Raw genomic sequence first — 18,072 nt, 5'->3', positions numbered from 1 at the left:
CTGACCACTTCTCTATTAGTCAGACTTGACTACTCGCTTGAAGGTAACGCGGGCACCTCGATTGGTCAAACTTGATTAGTGGTGGTCCCCAGGATGCCGCTCCCCCGTCGCGTACGGGTTCTCCTGCCCCTCGGCGAGGACACCCACAAACGGCTCGCCCTCGCCGGCGAATGTGTAGGCGCCGCGCTCGAGGCGTGCGATCAGCCCATGGGTCCACGCGGCGTCGGAGTCAGCCGTGTGGACCCACAGGTTCATGATCTCGCCGATGTGGCCCAGCTGTTCGGAGCCGTCCTCGGGGATGTAGTGCTCGGTGACGGCGGACCGCCACTGCTCGATCCGCCGGATCCGCTCCTTGAGCAGGGCCACCGCCTCGGCCCGCGGCAGCTCGACGAGGAAGCCGATGGCCGCCGACTGGATGTCCATCTTCTGGTCGTAGGCGACCAGGGACTCCCGCAGCAGCCGGAAGAACTCCTCGCTCCCCCGGTCCGTGATCTCGTACTCGGTGCGCGGCGGACCACCGGCCGTGGACGGCGCGATCTCGTGCGCGTGCAGCAGTCCCTGCTTGGCCATCTGCTTCAGGGCGTGGTAGATCGAGCCGGGCTTGGCGTTGGACCACTCGTGCGCGCCCCAGTACTCCAGGTCGTTGCGCACCTGGTAGCCATGGGCCCGCCCGTGCTGGCGCACCGCGCCCAGCACGAGGAGACGGATCGCTGACATGCGGTCCAGCGTATGACCCACGGGGTCACCCCCAGGACGTGCCCTGCTCCTGGGCCACCAGCTCGAACGCCGTCTTCCCGTCCAGCGACTCGCGGATGATGTCGGCATGGCCAGCGTGCCGTGCCGTCTCGCGGATCAGATGGAGCACCAGCCAGCGCATGGACACGGCCTCGTCCGGCGGGAACCAGGGGTCGTTCGGCAGCGGGAAGGTGTCGTCCAGGCTGGGGAGCGAGCGGACGAAGCTCTCCGTCTCCGCGGCGACCTCCTCCCAGTACGCCAACTGCTGGGCCGTCGTCTCGCCCTCGGCGAGCACGAAACACTCGTGCCAGTTCGACTCGTCCCGCTTGACCGCCGGCGGCTCGCCCTTGGCGCGGGCGATCCAGCCCTGCTCGACCTCGGCGACATGCTTGACCAGCCCGGCCAGGGACAGCTCACTGGCGCTGGGCCTGCTGGTGGCCTGCTCGTCCGTCAGCCCCAGCACCGCGCGACGGACACCCCCGCGCTGCTCCGCGAGGAAGGCGAGCAGCGCCCCCCGCTCGTCGCCCTGCGCCTCGGCTCGCACATGAGTGACCATGACCGGCCCCTTTCATCGGGTCCAACGGCTTTCCCTTGCCTGACACCGATGACGTTACGGACCCTTGCGGTCAGCTTCTGTCCTCAAAGGCCGGGCCGGGTCGGACGGAATGCTCGACGTACTCGAACACGACCCCGCCTGGGTGGCGAACGGTGGCATTGCGGCCGGTGGGGACGCTGTTCGGGCCGGAGACGAGCTCCCCGCCGTGCAGGTCGAGGAACTCATGGAGACCGTCCAGGTCGTCGACGAGCAGGGTGCTCTGGACCTCCCGGAACGGGGCGAGCCGCGCCGCGCTCCCCGCGACGACCAGGAAGCCGCCGATGCTCGCGACCTCCACCCCGCCATAGGGGAACCGCGACCGGACGTCCTCGCCGGTCAGCTCACGCAGGGCGGGCAGGGCCCGGTCGATGTCGTCCACGTACAGGCGCGCCAGGGTCGCCAGCACCTTCATGTCCGTACTCCCGTGTCCGTGCTCCCACGGCCCGCGCTAGAAGGGGAACTCGCTGCGCCCGTGCTGTACCGAGATCCACTTCAGGGTGGTGAAGGCGTCCAGGGTCGTCTCGCCGTTGAGCCGGCCGATGCCGGAGTGCTTCTCCCCGCCGAACGGGACCAGCGGCTCGTCGTGGACGGTGCCGTCGTTCACATGGAACATCCCGGTGTCGACGCGCTTGGCGAACGCCACGCCCCGCTCGATGTCGGCGGTGTGGACGGCACCGCTCAGGCCGTACGGGGTGTCGTTGACGATGCGGACCGCTTCCTCCTCACCGTCGAACGGGACCAGTAGGGCGACGGGGCCGAAAATCTCCTTGTGCAGGAGGGAGGAGTCGGTCGGCACGTCCGTCAGGACGGAGGGCTCCACCAGGTTGTCCGTCGTCGCGCCGCGCACCAGGACCGTGGCGCCCTCGGCGACGGCCTGCTCGATCGCGGCCGAGATGGCGTTCGCCTGGAGGGAGTTGATGACCGGTCCGATGACGGTCTGCGGATCGCTCGGATCCCCCGTCCTCAGCGTCCTGACCTTGGCGACGAACTTCTCGGTGAACTCGTCCGCGACCGAGCGGTCCACCAGGACGCGGTTCGCCGCCATGCAGACCTGGCCCTGGTCGACGTACCGGCTGAAGACGGCCGCGTCGACCGCGTAGTCGATGTCCGCGTCGTCGAGGACCACCAGCGCGCTGTTGCCGCCCAGTTCCAGGACCGTGCGCTTGAGCTGCGAGGCGCAGACGGTGGCGATGTGCCGGCCGACCTTGTCGGAGCCGGTGAAGGAGATCAGCTTGGGGACCGGGTGCTCTATGAAGGCGTCGCCTATCTCCGCTATGTCGGTGAGCACCACGTTCAGCAGGCCGGGCGGCAGCCCAGCGTCCTCGAAGAGCTTGGCGATCAGCGTGCCGCCGCAGATCGGGGTGTCCTGGTGGGGCTTGAGGACGACGGCGTTGCCGAGCGCGAGGGCCGACGCGACGGGCTTGATCGACAGCAGAAAGGGGAAGTTGAAGGGGCTGATGACGCCCACCACGCCGACCGGGACGCGGTAGAGGCGGTTCTCCTTGCCGTCGATCGGCGAGGGCAGGAATCTCCCCTCGCAGCGCAGCGTCAGCTGGGCCGCCTCGCGCAGGAACTCCTTGGCGAGGTGCAGCTCGAACCCGGCCTTCATATGGGTGCCGCCGAGCTCGGCGATGATCATCTCGGTGATCTCGGGCTCCCGCTCCTCGAGGAGGCGCAGGACCTTCTCGAAGAAGACACGGCGACGGTAGGGGTTGGTCTCGGCCCATTCCCGCTGGGCGCGCGCGGCCGCCCGGTAGGCCTCGTCGACCTCGTCGACGGTCGCTATCGTGATCGAGGCCAGCTTCTCGCCGTCGTACGGGTTGAAGTCGATGATGTCCCAGGAGCCGGTGCCCGGACGCCACTCACCGTCGATGTACTGCACGGCCAGGTCGGTGAAGCTGGACGACATGTGATCCCTCGATCCCCTTACTGCCGAAGCAGTCGAGACGGACACCCGATCGACTCCACGATCCGATCGGTCTGATGAGACTGATCACATGTCATCGTACTTGTGTTTGCCGTGAGTTGAGATGACACCCGAGCAAACGAAAGCGTGAAGTCAAGAGGGCGTGAATCAGGACAACTGCAGAAGCCCGCGCAACAGGTCCCGGCTCTCGTCCGGCCCCGGGCTGTCCTGCTGAAGCTCCTTGAGCGCCTGCTCGTACTGGGTCACGTCCTCGCGTTTGTCCAAATACAGCGCACTGGTGAGCTGCTCCAGATACACCACATCGGACAGATCGGACTCCGGGAAACTCAGGATGGTGAACGCCCCGCTCTCACCGGAGTGCCCGCCGAAGCTGAACGGCATGATCTGAAGGCGTACGTTGGGCCGTTCGGAGAACTCGATCAGATGCTGGAGCTGGCCGCGCATCACCTCGCGGTCGCCATACGGCCGGCGCAGGGCCGCCTCGTCGAGGACGATGTGGAAGTCCGGGGCGTTCTCGGAGACGAGGTACTTCTGCCGCTCCAGGCGCAGCGCCACGCGCCGCTCGACGTCCGCGACGCTCGCGCCCTTCATGCCGCGCCGGACGACAGCGCGCGCGTAGTCCTCGGTCTGCAGCAGGCCGTGCACGAACTGCACCTCGTACGCCCGGATCAGGGAGGCGGCGCCCTCCAGGCCCACATAGGTGGGGAACCAGCTCGGCAGCACGTCGGAATAACTGTGCCACCAGCCCGCGACGTTGGCCTCCCGGGCGAGGGACAGCAGCGACTCTCGCTCCGCCTCGTCGGTGATGCCGTACAGCGTCAGCAGGTCTTCCACGTCCCGTGTCTTGAAGCTCACCCGGCCCAACTCCATCCGGCTGATCTTCGATTCGGAGGCGCGGATCGAGTAACCCGCCGCCTCGCGCGTGATCCCCCGCGCCTCACGCAGTCGCCTGAGTTGTGATCCGAGCAGCATGCGCCGCACCACCGATCCCGGCTCTCCCGCGCTCACGTTCGCCAGCCTCCCCAACGTCTTCAGGGGCCGAAGTCTGCCACTAAAACACTTCGAGCAGTACTCGTCCGGTTACGGAAACGGAAAGAGGCCAAAGTTTCCGCACAGGATGAAGCAGGTAACAGGTGAGCCACGTACATGAGGTTGGCGGAAAAAATGGCCAACAAGCGGTACGGGACTGCTCAATTCGGTCTCGTGCACGTGCATCTGCCCTTGCATCTGCTGTGCGCATCCGAAACCATGGTCCCGCGCCACCGCTGCATCGCAACGACCGCGAATTCCCGGGAGTGCCTCGCATGGGGACGAATGGATCGACCATGCTCGAGCCGTTACGGCAGGGCCTTCCGCCGCTGGATCCCGCGGCCGTGTCCAACGCTGCCTCCTGCGCACTGCCCGCCCGCTACGAAGCGGTGCGCGAAGCCCGGCTGTTCACGCGCAGAACACTCGACCAATGGGATGTGGGCGACCGCTTCGACGACATATGCCTGGTCGTCTCGGAGCTGGTCACCAACGCCCTGCGGCATGCGCTGCCGGGCGACGCCGCGTGCTGCGCGGAGCAGCCCCCGGCCGTGCGGCTGCATCTGATGCGCTGGACCGACCGGCTGGTGTGCGCGGTGCGCGACCCGAGCCACGACACCCCGGTGGCCCGCCCCTCGGACGACTTCTCCGCCGAGTCCGGCCGCGGGCTGTTCCTGGTCGACTCCTTCAGCGACAGCTGGGGCTGGCACCCGCTCGCCGGCACGCTCAGCGGCAAGGTCGTCTGGGCGCTGTTCCGGCTCCAGTCGGCCGAATGAGGAAGCGCGGCGTCACCTGACGTCGCACTTCTACGCGCGTTCCTGGGCGTGATGCGGAGATTGCCCCGACATATCCCTGGAATGAACGGCCGGTGTCGGCTCGCTGTCAGTTCGCTATCAGATGGTCGAACTCGCCGTCCTTGACACCGAGGAGCATCGCCTCGATCTCCGCGCGCGTGTAGACAAGGGCGGGGCCGTCCGGAAAGCGCGAGTTGCGCACGGCCACGTCTCCGCCCGGCAGGCGGGCGAACTCCACGCAGGAGCCCTGCGAGTTGCTGTGCCTGCTCTTCTGCCAGGCCACTCCGTCCAGCTGCGCGGCAGCCATGCCGTTGTACACGTCGTACCCCTTGCACACGCTGTCAACGTCGCGGTCCACAGGTCGCTCCCCGGTGGTGCACTGGCTGATGTGGCCATGGATGCTGTAGTCAACTGACCCGGATCATAACCCCCTTCACGTGCAGGTGCATGGGCGGATGCACGTGCACGGGGGGTGGTCCTACGGTTACAGCTTTGACGTCCGCTTTACCGAAACTGCTCCAGCGTCTGCCCCAGCGCCCGCAGGACATGCGAACGCCAGCCCCCGTCCATGATCTTCCGCGCCATCGTCTGTGCCGGGTCGTCCGGATCGAATCCCTCATGTACTAGGAAGAGACGCGTACCGCGCCCTTCGTGTTCCAGCGTCCATGTGATGGTCCAGTCCGCGGGATTGGCCGGATCGGCATCGGCCCACCGGACGGACAGCATCCGCTCCCTGTCGTAGGCGAGAACCTGCACGTCGACGACGCCGGAGAAGCGGGTGTTGGGACGTGGGACCGAGGTGAGCCGGTATCGGTGCCCGACCTCGAGACGGAAATTCTCCGACCCGGGCATCTGCCACTGAACGAGCAGTTCCGGCTCGGTGAGGGCGCGCCAGACCTTTGCCGGCGGGTGCGGGAGGTACTGGTCGACGCGGATCGTGGTGAGGTCGTCCGCGGGCGGGGTGTCGGTCATGAGCGGTCATCGTCGGGCATACGGTCGAGCAGTTCGCCGAGCCCCGTCAGTTGCCCGCGCCAGAACCGCTCGTACGGGTGGAGCCAGTCCTGCAGGTCGGCGAGCGGGGCCGCCTCCAGGCGGTAGATGCGCTGCCGGCCGGAGCGCTGCTCGGAGACGAGGCCGGCCTCCCGGAGCACCTTGAGGTGTTCCGAGAGGCTGGGGCGGCGCATGTCGAAGTGGTCGGCCAGGGCCTGGACGGGCTGGGGCCCCCGCTCGCGCAGCAGGCGCAGCACCTCGCGGCGGGTGGCGTTGGCCAACGCCGCGAAGATCCGATCCTCGACGGCCCCCGTCGTCGTCATACCCCGCCCCTTCCTGGCGCCGAGCACCGGCAGGCCCTAGCGCTGAGCCTCCGTGAGCAGCATCAGACCGTTGCCGTCCGGGTCCCGGAAGGAGGCCATACGGCCCCAGGGGAACGCGTCCGGCCCCTGCGCGTCGATGCCCGCCTCGGCGAGCCGGGCGCAGTCGGCGTCCACGTCGGTCGTCACCAACATGATCCCCCGGCTGGAACCGGGCTCGAAATCCCCCATCCCCGGCCCCGAGAGCGTGAACACGGTCTGCGCCCCGCGCGGGGCGACCTGGAGCCACCGGCCCTGCGGCATGTCCGAGTCGGCGGTGACCTCAAACCCGAGGACGTCCCGGTAGAAGCGCAGGGCACGGTCCTGATCGGTGACGGGAAGGGTGACGAAGGAGGCGTGAGTGATGTTCACGGGGAGGACGATAGGTAGGAGATTCCCTACGAGTCAAGCGTAGGGAATCTCCTACCTATCCGGGAGGTGCTCAGCGAATACCCACCCGGCGCCCACAAGTCCCCTTGGCAAGTACTGGTAGCTTGCTGCGGTCGTTCCGGCCAACCGGGCGGCCGACCGGCTACAGCTTGGGAGCTTCCAGTGACTTCGGCGACTACGAGGGTGCGGATCGCGGCCACGGCCGCCGGCATGGCGGGCGCGCTCGCACTGACCGCGTGCAGCGGCGGCGGTGGCTCCGACGACTCCTCCCCCACCCCGAGCGCGACCGCGGCCCCGACGTCCACAGCGGGCGCCGGCGACAGCGCCGGCGGCAAGGCCTCCTCGTCCGGCAAGCTGCAGGGCAGCTGGCTCGCGACGACCGACGGCAAGGCCGTGGCCCTGGTCGTCACCGGCAAGCAGGCCGGGCTCTTCGCGACCGGCGGGACCGTGTGCACGGGCACCGCGGGCGAGGAGGCGGGCATGCAGATGATCCACCTGACCTGCACCGACGGCAGCAAGGACCGCGGCACCGGGATGGTGGACTCGGTGTCGAAGGCCTCCATGCAGGTGACCTGGTCGGGCAAGGTCGGCAAGGAGACCTACACGAAGGCCGAGGGCGGAAAGCTGCCGTCCGGGCTGCCGACCGGCAACCTCGGCTCTTGACCGACGGCACCGTCACGACCTCGACAGGGACCCCCTCATGCGCGCCATTCCGCTCACCGTCACCGCCCTCGCCGCCGCCCTCCTCCTGACCGCCTGCGACGACGGCACAAGCGGCGGCAAGGGCAAGAGCGGCTCGGCCTGCGAGATCGGCAAGGTCTCGGTGCAGATCGGCACGGCGAGCGTGGCCCCGGCGGCGGGTGACACGGGCGAGGTGCCGGTCAGCATCACCAACCAGAGCGCCCCGTGCACCCTGGACGGCTTCGCCGGCGTGGAGCTGAAAGCGGGCGGCACCTCGGCCAAGGTCCCCGCGCTCCAGGGTGCGAAGGCGCAGAAGCTGAAGCTCGCCAAGGGCGACTTCGCCTCCTTCACGATCAGCTATGTGCGCGGCAAGGCGGGTGACGCGACGAGCCTGGAGGCCAGGAGCGTGAAGATCACCCTGCCCGGCTCCGGCACCGCCATGAGCTTCCCCTGGTCGTACGGCCCCGTCGCCGGGAAGGGCGGCGCGGGCACCCCGAACGCCTCGGTGAGCGCCTTCCAGCAGGCCGGCGACTGAAACACCGAAGTCCGGCCCAGCGGCGGACGGACCAGGGTCAGTCCAGCCGCGGACGGGCCCTGACCTGGGCCCGGTCCGCCGCCTGCGCCCCTTCCGTCCAGCCGGCCTCGTCGCTCACCCCGCGCAGCCGGGTGGTGGTGGTCCGCGGGAACATGCGCTCCGTACGGTCGGTGACGGCCATCTCCCGGGTGGCCAGGACCGGAAGCAGGTCCTGGGTGACCTGGGTGTCGGCGGCGGCCGCGAGGCGGTCCCCGACTCGATGGGCGTAGGCCGCGAGGAAGGACTGTCTGAAGGTCTTGGTCCGCTTGCGCCCGCCCGCTCTCTGGGCCGCCTCCGCCTTCGTCATCGCGTGCGTGGCCTGCACGAGGAGCGAGGTGTAGAGGAGTTCGACCGCCTCCAGGTCGGGTTCGAAGCCGACGACCGTGGAGAAGCCGAGGGGCTCGTTCCACACGGCACGGCAGTGGTTGGCGTCGGCGACGGCGTGCAGCAGCACCGCCTTGGCCTGCTCGTACGGCGGCTCGACACCGATCCGGCAGGCGCCGGGCGCGTCCTTCGCGGGAGCGTCCGCCGCCAGCAGCGCCTCGTCGATGCTGTGCCGTGCCATCAGCTCCTGCGCCTTGGCGCTCAGCGCCTCGGCCTCCTCCGGGAATCCGGTCGCCTCGGCCTTGGCGAGCAGCGCACGGATGCGGGTGAGCATGCGGGAGGCCGGCCGGTGCCCACGGCGCGGCTCCTCCAACGGCTCCAGGGTGGGCAGGCGCAGCAGCAGGCGGTACAGCTCCAGCACGGTGGTCGCGTACGAGAAGCGGTCGGCCCCGCGGGCAGGGGCGTCCGGCAGGGCGTCGAGCTGGGCGGTCCAGCGGGGGCCGCGCGGCCGGTCGTGCGGCATCTGCGCTCTGATCAGCGCCGCCGCCAGGCGCACGTGCTCGTCGTCCAGCTCACGCCGTACGAGCCGTACGACGTCGGCGGGCTGCCAGCCGCGCCGCCACGCGGTCGCCACGAACTCCTCTCCTCGCCGCGCGAGTTCGTCGTCCGCGGCGGGGTCGGCCGCGAGAAGGGACGCACCGGTGTCGAGGCCGGAGTCGTTGTCGTCGTAGAGGGCGGCCCGGAAGGCCCGCTCGACGGTGCTGGTCGTACTGCTGCTCACCCGTCGATCGTGTCATGCGCCACCGACAGCGGACGCCGGTCATCCACAGCCTGTGGACAATGCCTGGCTCCTGTCAGGAGCGCGCCGGGTCCCGCAAGGCCCGGTCGAGGGCGTCCGCGGCCGCGCACGGGATGTCCGGGCGGACACCCGTACCCTCCCAGTTGGTGCCGGACACCGGGTTGATCGACCGGCCGACCGGGACGGTGGCCTCCAGGTGCGGGTGGACCGTCCAGCCCTCGCGCGGATGCGCCCCGCCCCTGGTGACCTCCCCCACGATCACCGCACGGCCCAACTGCTGCAGGTTGTAGGCCAGTTCCTCGGCGCCGGAGAAGGTGTGACCGCTGGTGAGCACATATACCGGCTTGGTCCCGCCGAACCGGGCGCCCGGGACGTACGGCAGGCTCCAGGACTGGTCGTAGCGCTCCCCCACGCGCGCGTACTGGGTGTTCAGGTGCGTGCGCTCGTCGAGCAGGTAGCTGCAGACGAAGGCCACCGTCTCCGGGTCGCCGCCGCCGTTCCCCCTGAGGTCCAGGATCAGCGCGTCCGCGCGCGCGACCAGGGTGAGCGCGGCCGACAGCGGCTCGGCGGACCAGGCTAGCGGGAAGAGCGCGGGGGCCAGTTCGACGAGTGCCGCCCCGCCGGTCAGCAGTTCCACGTGCGGGACACCGCCCAGCGAGGTGTCGAACTGGCGGCGCATCGCGGCCAGCGCGGCCTCACCCTGGCCCTGCGGGACCCGCTCGGGGTGGTACTTGAGGCGTAGATGCAGATCGCCGTTGTCGGACTGGAGGTCCGCGGTGACCCGGGCGCCGAGTTCCTCGGCACGGTCGACGTCGTACGCCCCCTCCCCCAGCCTGCGACGCAGCAGCGCGGCCAGCCGGTCGGCGACCTCCGGGAAGACGTAGTGCTCGGTGACGAGCCGGGCGGTCTCCTCTACGACGGCGGCGACATCGGCCACGGGGGCGGGGCCGGAAGCGGGGATCGTGGTGTCAGGTGTGCCGGGTGTACGGGGCGTCAGGGTGGTCATGGCCGCGAGTACAGCACCGGGCTTGCAAAAGCGTCAAGAGAATTAGACGCTTGACGTATGACCGAGCATGAGCCGGAGAACGGCGCCGGTATCGAGGACGTACTGGAGATCTCCGAACCCGACCAGTTCGCCGCACTCGCCCACCCTCTGCGACAGCGGCTGCTCTTCGCGCTGACCCACCGGTCCGCCACGATCAGCCAGTTGGCGGTGCGGCTGGGGGTGGCCAAGGGCAGCGTCGGGCACCACCTCAAGGTGCTGCGCGAGGCGGGGCTCGTACGGATCGTGGAGACGCGGCGGGTGCGGGGCGGGACCGAGCACTACTACCTGCGGGTCGGCCGGCGTCTGCGGGTCGCCGAGCCGCAGGCGGCGGGGACGGCGGCGCTGCTCGGCGCGGTCGCCCAGGAACTGGACCGCGCCCCGGGGGACCCACTGCTCTCGCTCCGTCATCTGCACCTCACCCCCGAGCGGGCGGAGCAGTTGCGGGACACGTTGGCCGAACTGGTCGACACAGCCGAGGAGGACGGGGGCGAAGAGGCGGTGCATTCCGTGCTGGTGGTGATGTACGAGCACACGAAGTCGCCGTAGTGCGGGGAGTTCTCCGTGCCACCCCAGTGTCAACTTCGGGTTGACGGTCCTGGGGTGTCAACCTATGGTTGACACATGACGACGAACTCTCCCGGAACGGCATCCGTACGGCTCGACGACCTCATCGAGGCCATCAAGAAGGTCCACACCGAACCGCTCGACCAGCTCCAGGACGCGGTCATCGCCGCCGACCACCTGGGCGACGTGGCCGACCACCTGATCGGGCACTTCGTCGACCAGGCGCGACGTTCGGGCGCGTCCTGGACGGACATCGGCAAGAGCATGGGCGTCACCCGGCAGGCGGCGCAGAAGCGCTTCGTGCCGAAGGAGTCGGCCGGCCTCGACCCGAGCCAGGGCTTCAGCCGCTACACCCCGCGCGCGCAGAACGTGGTCATGGCCGCCCACAACGAGGCCAAGGCCGCGCGGAACGCCGAGGTCCTGCCCGAGCACCTCGTCCTCGGCCTGCTCGCCGAGCCCGAGGGTCTGGCCGGCCACGCGCTCACCGAGCAGGGCGTCTCCCTCGACGCGATCCGCGAGGCGGCGTCCGCCGCGCTGCCGCCGGCGGCCGAGGAGGTGCCCGAGCTGGTCCCCTACAGCGCCGCGGCCAAGAAGCCGCTGGAGCTCACCTTCCGCGAAGCGCTGCGCCTCGGCCACAACTACATCGGCACCGAGCACCTCCTGCTGGCGCTGCTGGAGTACGAGAACGGCGAAGGCGTCCTCAGCGGCCTCGGCGTCAGCAAGCAGAAGACCGAGCGGTACGTCGCCAAGGTGCTCTCGCAGCTGGTGCAGACGCGGAAGGCGGACCAGTCGGAAGACTGAAACCGCAGGTCACGACGATTGTCAGTGCCGCCTGCCACACTCGCGACCATGACCGACCGCTGGGCACTCGCTCCGGCCGAGGACGGTGGCGTGGAGCTCGCCCCCCTCGGTCCGGACGGGCTGCCCGTCGGTCCGGTGCGGCGGGAGGACGATCTCGCCGAGGCGGTGCGGGGCCGACCGGAGGTGACGCGCTGGGTGTGGCGGTCGACCCCCGAGGTCTACCCGCGTCTGCTCGCCACGGGGGTGCGAGTGGAGCGGTGCTACGACATCGAGGACGCCGAGACACTCCTGCTGGGCCACGAGGGGCGGTCCGGCGAGCCACGCTCGGCCGCCGCCGCCCTGGCCCGGCTGCGCGGCGGCCCCGTACCGCCCGATCCACCACTGCGCGCCGCCGAACCGGGCGCGCAGTCCCCGCTGTTCGAGCCGCAGGGTGCCCGCCTCCCGCTCGACGGCCTCCTCACGGTCTACGCCGACCAGCAGCGGCGGCACGACCGGGCCGAGCACCCCGACCGGATGCGGCTGCTGACGGCCGCCGAGTCGGCGGGCATGCTGGTGGCCGCCGAGATGAACCGCGCGGGCCTGCCCTGGAGCGCGGACGTCCACCGCGAACTGCTGCGCGAACTGCTCGGCGAGCGGTACGCGGGCGGCGGTGAGCCCCGCCGGCTGGCCGAGCTCGCGGAGGAGGTGTCGGCCGCGTTCGGCCGCCGGGTGCGGCCCGATCTGCCCGCCGATGTGATCAAGGCCTTCGCGCGGGCCGGGATCAAGGTGAAGTCCACCCGCCGCTGGGAGATCGAGTCCATCGACCACCCGGCAGTGAAGCCGCTGCTGGAGTACAAGAAGCTGTACCGGATCTGGGTGGCCCACGGCTGGTCGTGGCTGCAGGACTGGGTGCGGGACGGGCGGTTCCGGCCGGAGTTCCTCGCGGGCGGGACGGTCACCGGGCGCTGGGTGACCAACGGCGGGGGCGCGCTGCAGATCCCCAAGGTGATCCGGCGGGCGGTGGTCGCCGACCCGGGCTGGCGGCTGGTCGTGGCGGACGCCGACCAGATGGAGCCGCGCGTGCTGGCGGCGATCTCCCGCGACCCCGGTCTGATGGAGGTGGCGGGGCGGGAGACAGACCTGTACCAGTCCGTCTCCGACCGGGCCTTCTCCGGCGACCGCGCCCAGGCCAAGCTCGCCGTGCTCGGCGCGGTCTACGGCCAGACCTCCGGCGACGGCCTGAAGAACCTCGCCGCGCTCAGACGCCGCTTCCCCAAGGCGGTGGCCTACGTCGACGAGGCGGCGCGGGCCGGCGAGGAGGGGCGGCTCGTGCGCACCTGGCTGGGCCGGACCTGCCCGCCCGCGGCGGGGGCGGACGCGGACGCGGCGGCGGAAGAGGCGGGCATCCCCGCCGGGGAGGCCGAGCCCGACGGGCAGCAGTGGGTGCCCGGCCATGCCTCCACCGACGCCCGCGCCCGCGGCCGCTTCGCCCGCAACTTCGTCGTCCAGGGCAGCGCCGCCGACTGGGCCCTGCTGCTGCTCGCCGCGCTGCGCCGGACCTGCGCCGGTCTGGCGGCCGAGCTGGTCTTCTTCCAGCACGACGAGGTCATCGTGCACTGCCCGAAGGACGAGACGGACACGGTGGCGGCGGCGATCCGCGAGGCGGCCGACCTGGCGGGCCGCCTGACCTTCGGGGAGACACCGGTGCGCTTCCCGTTCACCACGGCGGTGGTGGAGTGCTATGCGGACGCCAAGTGAATCCGCGGCCGACGGGAGGGCCGGGAGGATGACCGGCGGTCAGCAGGTTCCGCCGAGCAGCTCCCGCAGTTCCGCCACGACCGGCTTCGCGTCCGTCCCGTCCAGTGCGGCAAGCGCGGCACGCCACTCGTCGTTCGCCTCCTCGACGCGCCCCCGGCCGCGCAGCAGGAGCCCGTACTGGTGGCGGGCGAGACCGCCCATATAGCGGTCGGCGCGGTCGTCCGCCCGGCGCAGCAGTTCCGCGCACTCGTGCCAGGCGCGTTCGGCCTGGCCCAGCCGCCGCAATGCGCGGACCAGGCCGAGCCGGGTCTGGGACTCGCCGTGCCAGTCGCCGTGGCCGCCGAGAATGCGCAGGCTCTCCTCGAAGTGCACGGCGGCCGCGTCCGGTTCGCCGAGGGTGAGATGGGCGTAGCCCATGTTGCAGTGCGCCGAGTGCTGCACGATGACGGCGCCGATCGCGTCCCCGATCGCCAGCGAGCGCCGGTGCTGCTCGATGGCGGCCCGGGGGTCGGTGTGCTCGTAGAGGTTGCCCAGATGGCTGAGGGTGACGGCCTCGCCGTAGGGGTCCTTGAGCCGCCGTGAGTACTCCAGGCTCTGCCGCAGCGCGTCCTCGGACTCGGCATACCGTCCCAGTCCCTCCAGCAGCAGCCCCCGGTTGTTGAGGCAGCGGCGGATCCAGGACCTCGTACCGAGGTGCCGCCAGATCGCCAGGGCCTGGTCGTTGAGGCGGAGGGCGTCGTTCTGCCGGCCGGTCAGGAAGTGCAGCCCCGCGAGATCGCCCAGCGCATACGCCTCGGCGGCCTCGTCCCCGAGCCTTCGGGCCGTGGTGAGGGCGGCCCGGCCGAGCACCTCCATCTCGGCGACACGGCCACGGCGCTGGACGTACGGGAAGACGAGGCGGATGAGGGTGGACAGATGGGCGGCCGTGCGGTCGTCGGGCGATGTGCTCAAGGACGCGTCCGCGTGCCGCTCGACCAGCGCGACGATGTTCTCCAGCTCCACATCGCCCCAGGCGAAGGCCTGTTCGGCGGAGTCGAAGGGCGGTACGGCCGCCACGTCCGCCGCGTGTCCGGGTGGCTGCGCGGCGGTCGGGCGGCGGCGGTCGTCCTGGTCGAGGCCGGGTTCGACGATGGCGGTCAGGGCGCGCTCGGCGACGGCGGCGTACCAGCGCAGGGCCGTGACAGCGGCGTCGGAGCCGTCACCGGTGGCGGCGTCGGCCCCCGCCAGTTCGCGGGCGAAGTCGCGGACCAGGTCGTGCGGTGCGTAGCGGCCGTACGCCGTCTCCTCCAACAGGGCCACGTCGAGCAGGCGGTCCAGAGCGGCCTCGGCCCGGCGCTCGTCGGTGCCGGTGAGACGGGCGAGCAGGGGTGCGCCGTACGCCGGGAGGTCGAGCGCGCCGATGCGGCGCAGGGCGAGGGCCGCGTCCCGGTCGGCCTCGCGCTCGGCGGCGGCGAGCGCGTCGTGGGCGACGGCCAGGGAGCGGCGGACGCTCAGATCGTCGTACTCGAGGTGGTGCAATCGACCCTCGGTGGCAGCCAGTTGAACGGCCAGGACGTCCGGGGTGAGCGCGCTGCGGGCGGCGAGCCGGGCAGCGACCACCCGCAGGGCCAGCGGCAGACGCCCGGTGAGGCCGACGAGCGGGTGCCCGGCATGGAGCCCGTCGCGGCCGCTCACCGCGCGCAGCAGCGCGGCGCTGTCCTCGCCCGTCAGCGGCCCGAGCGGAAAGCGGCGGGCGCCGTCGAGGGCGGTCAGCGGCGAGCGGCTGGTGACGATCACGGCGCAACCGGGGCCCGCCGGAAGCAGGGGGCGTACCTGGGCGGCGTTCGCGGCGTCGTCCAGGACCATCAGGGTGCGGGTCGGCGCGAGGATGGAGCGGAGCAACGCGGCGGCCGCGTCCGGGTGTTCGGGGATGCTACGGGACTCCGCACCGAGGTCGCGGAGCAGTGCGGCGAGTGCCTGGGCGGGGGCGAGCGGGGGCACTCCGGGGGTCGCGCCGTGCAGGTTGACGTACAGCTGGCCATCAGGAAAACGTCCCCTCAGCCGATGCGCCGCGTGCAGTGCCAGGGCGCTCTTGCCCACGCCGGCCATGCCGGTGATGACGGCGACGGCAGGGGTGTCCGGGTCGACGAGCATGCCGCGCAGATCGCGCAGTTCAGGGGTGCGGCCGGTGAAGTGTGCGGGTGACGGAGGCAGTTGGGCGGGCGCGGGCTGTCTGTCGCCGGACATCCGGCCTCCCGCCGGGTCCGGACCCCCACCCTCGTCACCGGTCCGGCTCTCACCGTCGCCCCCGGTCTGGATCTCGACGTCACCACCGGCTTGGATCTCGTCGCCATCACCGGTCCGGATCTCGCCGTCGGATCCGGACGGCTGTCTCCGCGGGGCCTCCTCAGGCGCGGGCGACACCTGGGCGGCGCGGGCCTCGACGGCCACGACTCCCGGACGGCCGTCGTACGACGGCTCCGCGCTGCCCGCTCCCCCGTCGACCGGCGCCAAGACCCCCCGGAGCACCTCGACATGAGCGGCGCGGATCGCCGGGCCGGGCTCGATGCCGAGTTCCTCGACCAAACGGGTGCGCAGGTCGCGGTGGACCGCGAGGGCCTCGGCCTGGCGGCCGGTGCGGTGCAGGGCGAGCATCAGCTGGCGGTGGTGCGCCTCGCGCAGCGGATGCTCGGCGACCAGGGCCGCCAACTCCGGTACCAGGCCAGGCAGTCGCGTACCGCCGACGGCGAGCTCGGCGTCGTACCGCCACTCGATCAGGAGCAGCCGCGCCTCCTCCAGACGCTGCACGAAGGCGTATCCGCCGAGGTCGGCCGAGACCCCGCTCAGCGGCGTGCCGCGCCACAGCGCCAGCGCCGCCGCGCAGGCCCGCAGCACCCCTGCCCAGTCCCGGCGGGCGTGCGCGGTCCGTGCCTCGGCCACCCGCGCGTCGAAGATATGGACGTCCAGCTCGCCCTCGTCGACCCGCAGCAGATAGCCCGGCGCCACGGCCCGCAGCCGCTCGGGTTCGTCGAGGAGCCGGCGCAGCCGGGTGACGTGGTTGTGCAGCGAGGCCCGCGCCGACGCCGGGGGCGCACCGCCCCACAGCGCGTCCTTGAGCGACTCGACCGAGACGACACGGCCGGCCTCCAGCAGCAACGCGGCGAGCAGGGCGCGCACCTTGGGACTGCCGATCGCCCGGACCTCGGACCCGGAGCCGCTGCGGTCGCCGGTGTCGTGGGTGAGGGCGGTGTCGTACACGACCCGGTCGTTCTCGGCACCGTCGACACGGCCATGGCCGGGGCCGTCGACGCCGTACCCATCGCTGTACGAAATCCCGTACAGCGCTCGGTCATACAGAACGGGTGGTCCCAGCAGCCCGAACCGCAGCCCGCACCGCCGCATCACGCCGTCCCATTGCCTTCCCGCCCGGTCCCGTCCGACCGTGCTCCACGGCGGGCATGCCCGCCGTCCATGGCGGATTCCCGCCCCGTCCGAGGCGGTTTCCCGCCATCCTCTCCCTGTTGGTCCGGGCCGGAATCCGCTACGGTTCCGGCATACTCCCGTCGCTCTGCGTCGACTTCTCGCCAACTGCCTCGCGACCTGCGGGAGAACCGTTGGCCATATGTTAGCGATCCGTTGGTGCGCCCTGATCTGATCACTGCATCGGATCTGGCCCACCGGCGCGCGCGTGCGACGCGCAACTCGGGGGAGTGTCGCCGCAGGCCGGATCCGGGGACACAAGAGGGCCCCGGTCGGCGGAGGTGAACGACCGGGGCCCTCGTCCCCACTTACTCTTCTCTTCTTCCCGGCGACGGGCGGGCGTTCCCGACGTCGGACAAGGCGTCAGACAACGGGCGGGCGCCCCAGCCGGGTCAGCCGCCACACCGTCCGCCAGCGCATGGGCCGCCGCTCACCGGCCGGTTCCCGCAGCCCTTCGACGAACCCGCCGAACCAGGCCCGCAGCCCACCCGCCGAGCGGGTGCGCAGAAGCGTGAGGAGCGCCCAGACCCCGAGATGGACCGGGATCAGCGGCAGAGGCAGCCGGCGCCGGACCAGCCAGACGCGGTTGCGGGCGGTCACCCGGTAGTAGATGGCGTGCCGGGCGGGCGAGGTCTTCGGGTGCTGGAGGAGCAGTTCGGGCGCGTAGAGGATCTTCCATCCGGCGTCGGCGGCCCGCCAGGCCAGGTCCGTCTCCTCATGGGCGAAGAAGAACTCGGCGGGCCAGTCCCCGGTCTGTGCCAGCATCGCCATGCGCAGGGCGTGTCCGCCACCAAGGAAGCCGGTGACATAACCGCCCCGCATGGGATCGGAGTTGCCGACCCGGGGCACGTGCCGCTGCTGGGTCTCCCCGTGCTCGTCGGCGATACGGAAGCCGACGATGCCCAGGCGCGGATCGGCGGCGTACAGATCCCGTACGCGGCGCAGCACATCGACGTCGACCAGCAGACCGTCGTCGTCCAGCTCGACGACGGCATCGACGTCGCCGTACTCCCGGAGCCGGGCCAGGGCGACATTGCGCCCGCCGGGGCAGCCGAGGTTCTCGTCCACGTCGATGGTGGTGACCTCGCCGGGAAGCGACAGCCGCCGGGCGAACTCGGGCAGCCGGCACCCGTTGCCGACGATCACGATCCGGGCCGGGGGCACGTCCTGCTTGGCCACGGACTCCAGCAGGGCATCGACTTCGGCGGGCCGGTTCCCCATGGTCACCACGGCGACGGCGATCCTCGGCTCCACCATGTCTCTCACCCCATC

General features: G+C 71.0%; 19 protein-coding genes. 6 read left to right on the top strand and 13 right to left on the bottom strand.

Translation table 11 applies throughout. The features are described from left to right. Nucleotides 1–75 precede the first annotated feature (75 nt). The 5 genes from N8I87_RS22210 to N8I87_RS22190 form a co-directional block, all read right to left on the bottom strand. Nucleotides 76–717, bottom strand: a complete 642-nt coding sequence (locus tag N8I87_RS22210) for a PadR family transcriptional regulator (RefSeq protein ID WP_263211051.1) — start codon at nucleotides 715–717, stop codon at nucleotides 76–78. 25 nt (nucleotides 718–742) lie between these two features. Then, the gene (locus N8I87_RS22205) at nucleotides 743–1,291 is read right to left on the bottom strand and encodes a DinB family protein (RefSeq protein WP_263211050.1); all 549 of its coding nucleotides are present in this window, start codon (nucleotides 1,289–1,291) and stop codon (nucleotides 743–745) included. Between the two features lie 70 nt (nucleotides 1,292–1,361). Next, complete coding sequence (locus tag N8I87_RS22200; protein ID WP_263211049.1) at nucleotides 1,362–1,742, bottom strand: VOC family protein; 381 nt, start codon at nucleotides 1,740–1,742, stop codon at nucleotides 1,362–1,364. Nucleotides 1,743–1,778: 36 nt separating this feature from the next. Next, nucleotides 1,779–3,239, bottom strand: coding sequence for an aldehyde dehydrogenase family protein (locus N8I87_RS22195; protein WP_263211048.1), 1,461 nt, complete (start codon nucleotides 3,237–3,239; stop codon nucleotides 1,779–1,781). A gap of 165 nt (nucleotides 3,240–3,404) precedes the next feature. Continuing rightward, entirely contained in the window at nucleotides 3,405–4,241 is an 837-nt protein-coding gene (locus tag N8I87_RS22190) for a Sco1979 family transcriptional regulator (RefSeq protein ID WP_491743947.1), read from the bottom strand. Nucleotides 4,242–4,561: 320 nt separating this feature from the next. Here N8I87_RS22190 and N8I87_RS22185 point away from each other — a divergent pair, with 320 nt between their 5' ends. After that, nucleotides 4,562–5,059, top strand: a complete 498-nt coding sequence (locus tag N8I87_RS22185; protein ID WP_411577270.1) for an ATP-binding protein — start codon at nucleotides 4,562–4,564, stop codon at nucleotides 5,057–5,059. 106 nt (nucleotides 5,060–5,165) lie between these two features. Here the strand turns inward: N8I87_RS22185 and N8I87_RS22180 are convergent, their stop codons facing one another. The 4 genes from N8I87_RS22180 to N8I87_RS22165 all read right to left on the bottom strand — a co-directional run bounded on the left by N8I87_RS22180 (nucleotide 5,166) and on the right by N8I87_RS22165 (nucleotide 6,798). Further along, the gene (locus N8I87_RS22180; RefSeq protein WP_263211046.1) at nucleotides 5,166–5,435 is read right to left on the bottom strand and encodes a DUF397 domain-containing protein; all 270 of its coding nucleotides are present in this window, start codon (nucleotides 5,433–5,435) and stop codon (nucleotides 5,166–5,168) included. A 146-nt stretch (nucleotides 5,436–5,581) separates the two neighbouring features. Then, nucleotides 5,582–6,049, bottom strand: a complete 468-nt coding sequence (locus N8I87_RS22175) for an SRPBCC family protein (protein ID WP_263211045.1) — start codon at nucleotides 6,047–6,049, stop codon at nucleotides 5,582–5,584. Next, complete coding sequence (locus tag N8I87_RS22170) at nucleotides 6,046–6,390, bottom strand: ArsR/SmtB family transcription factor (protein ID WP_263211044.1); 345 nt, start codon at nucleotides 6,388–6,390, stop codon at nucleotides 6,046–6,048. The genes N8I87_RS22175 and N8I87_RS22170 overlap by 4 nt, the downstream gene beginning before the upstream one ends. Nucleotides 6,391–6,426: 36 nt before the next feature. Continuing rightward, entirely contained in the window at nucleotides 6,427–6,798 is a 372-nt protein-coding gene (locus N8I87_RS22165) for a VOC family protein (RefSeq protein ID WP_263211043.1), read from the bottom strand. Between the two features lie 228 nt (nucleotides 6,799–7,026). On the opposite strand from N8I87_RS22165, the gene N8I87_RS22160 reads away from it, so the two are divergent. Both N8I87_RS22160 and N8I87_RS22155 read left to right on the top strand, forming a co-directional pair. Next, a complete protein-coding gene (locus tag N8I87_RS22160) occupies nucleotides 7,027–7,479 on the top strand; it encodes a hypothetical protein (protein WP_263216591.1) in 453 nt (150 codons plus the stop codon). A 37-nt stretch (nucleotides 7,480–7,516) separates the two neighbouring features. Continuing rightward, nucleotides 7,517–8,032: a DUF4232 domain-containing protein gene (locus tag N8I87_RS22155; protein WP_263211042.1), complete on the top strand. Its 516-nt coding sequence runs from the start codon at nucleotides 7,517–7,519 to the stop codon at nucleotides 8,030–8,032. Nucleotides 8,033–8,069: 37 nt separating this feature from the next. On the opposite strand, the gene N8I87_RS22150 is transcribed toward N8I87_RS22155, so the two are convergent. After that, a complete protein-coding gene (locus N8I87_RS22150; RefSeq protein WP_263211041.1) occupies nucleotides 8,070–9,176 on the bottom strand; it encodes a DUF2786 domain-containing protein in 1,107 nt (368 codons plus the stop codon). A 73-nt stretch (nucleotides 9,177–9,249) separates the two neighbouring features. Next, nucleotides 9,250–10,200 carry a S41 family peptidase gene (locus N8I87_RS22145; protein WP_263211040.1) on the bottom strand — a complete coding sequence of 317 codons (951 nt, stop codon included), beginning with the start codon at nucleotides 10,198–10,200 and terminating at the stop codon, nucleotides 9,250–9,252. A gap of 57 nt (nucleotides 10,201–10,257) precedes the next feature. Between N8I87_RS22145 and N8I87_RS22140 the strand changes: the two genes are divergently transcribed. From N8I87_RS22140 to N8I87_RS22130, 3 genes are all read left to right on the top strand, one after another. Further along, complete coding sequence (locus N8I87_RS22140) at nucleotides 10,258–10,785, top strand: ArsR/SmtB family transcription factor (RefSeq protein WP_263211039.1); 528 nt, start codon at nucleotides 10,258–10,260, stop codon at nucleotides 10,783–10,785. A 75-nt stretch (nucleotides 10,786–10,860) separates the two neighbouring features. Further along, on the top strand, nucleotides 10,861–11,604 hold the full coding sequence (locus N8I87_RS22135) for a Clp protease N-terminal domain-containing protein (RefSeq protein WP_263211038.1): 744 nt from the start codon (nucleotides 10,861–10,863) through the stop codon (nucleotides 11,602–11,604). Between the two features lie 48 nt (nucleotides 11,605–11,652). Next, nucleotides 11,653–13,341, top strand: coding sequence for a bifunctional 3'-5' exonuclease/DNA polymerase (locus N8I87_RS22130; RefSeq protein ID WP_263211037.1), 1,689 nt, complete (start codon nucleotides 11,653–11,655; stop codon nucleotides 13,339–13,341). A 39-nt stretch (nucleotides 13,342–13,380) separates the two neighbouring features. Here the strand turns inward: N8I87_RS22130 and N8I87_RS22125 are convergent, their stop codons facing one another. Both N8I87_RS22125 and N8I87_RS22120 read right to left on the bottom strand, forming a co-directional pair. Continuing rightward, nucleotides 13,381–16,722, bottom strand: coding sequence for an AfsR/SARP family transcriptional regulator (locus N8I87_RS22125; RefSeq protein WP_263216589.1), 3,342 nt, complete (start codon nucleotides 16,720–16,722; stop codon nucleotides 13,381–13,383). 441 nt (nucleotides 16,723–17,163) lie between these two features. After that, nucleotides 17,164–18,057 (bottom strand): glycosyltransferase family 2 protein, encoded by an 894-nt coding sequence (locus N8I87_RS22120; RefSeq protein WP_263211036.1) that lies wholly within the window; start codon nucleotides 18,055–18,057, stop codon nucleotides 17,164–17,166. Nucleotides 18,058–18,072: the final 15 nt, after the last annotated feature.

Origin of the sequence: Streptomyces sp. HUAS 15-9 (assembly GCF_025642155.1) — a bacterium.
In the GTDB taxonomy this organism is placed as follows: domain Bacteria; phylum Actinomycetota; class Actinomycetes; order Streptomycetales; family Streptomycetaceae; genus Streptomyces.
The sequence above is the reverse complement of the archived record's forward strand: the minus strand, read 5'-3'. Positions and strand labels throughout refer to the sequence as shown.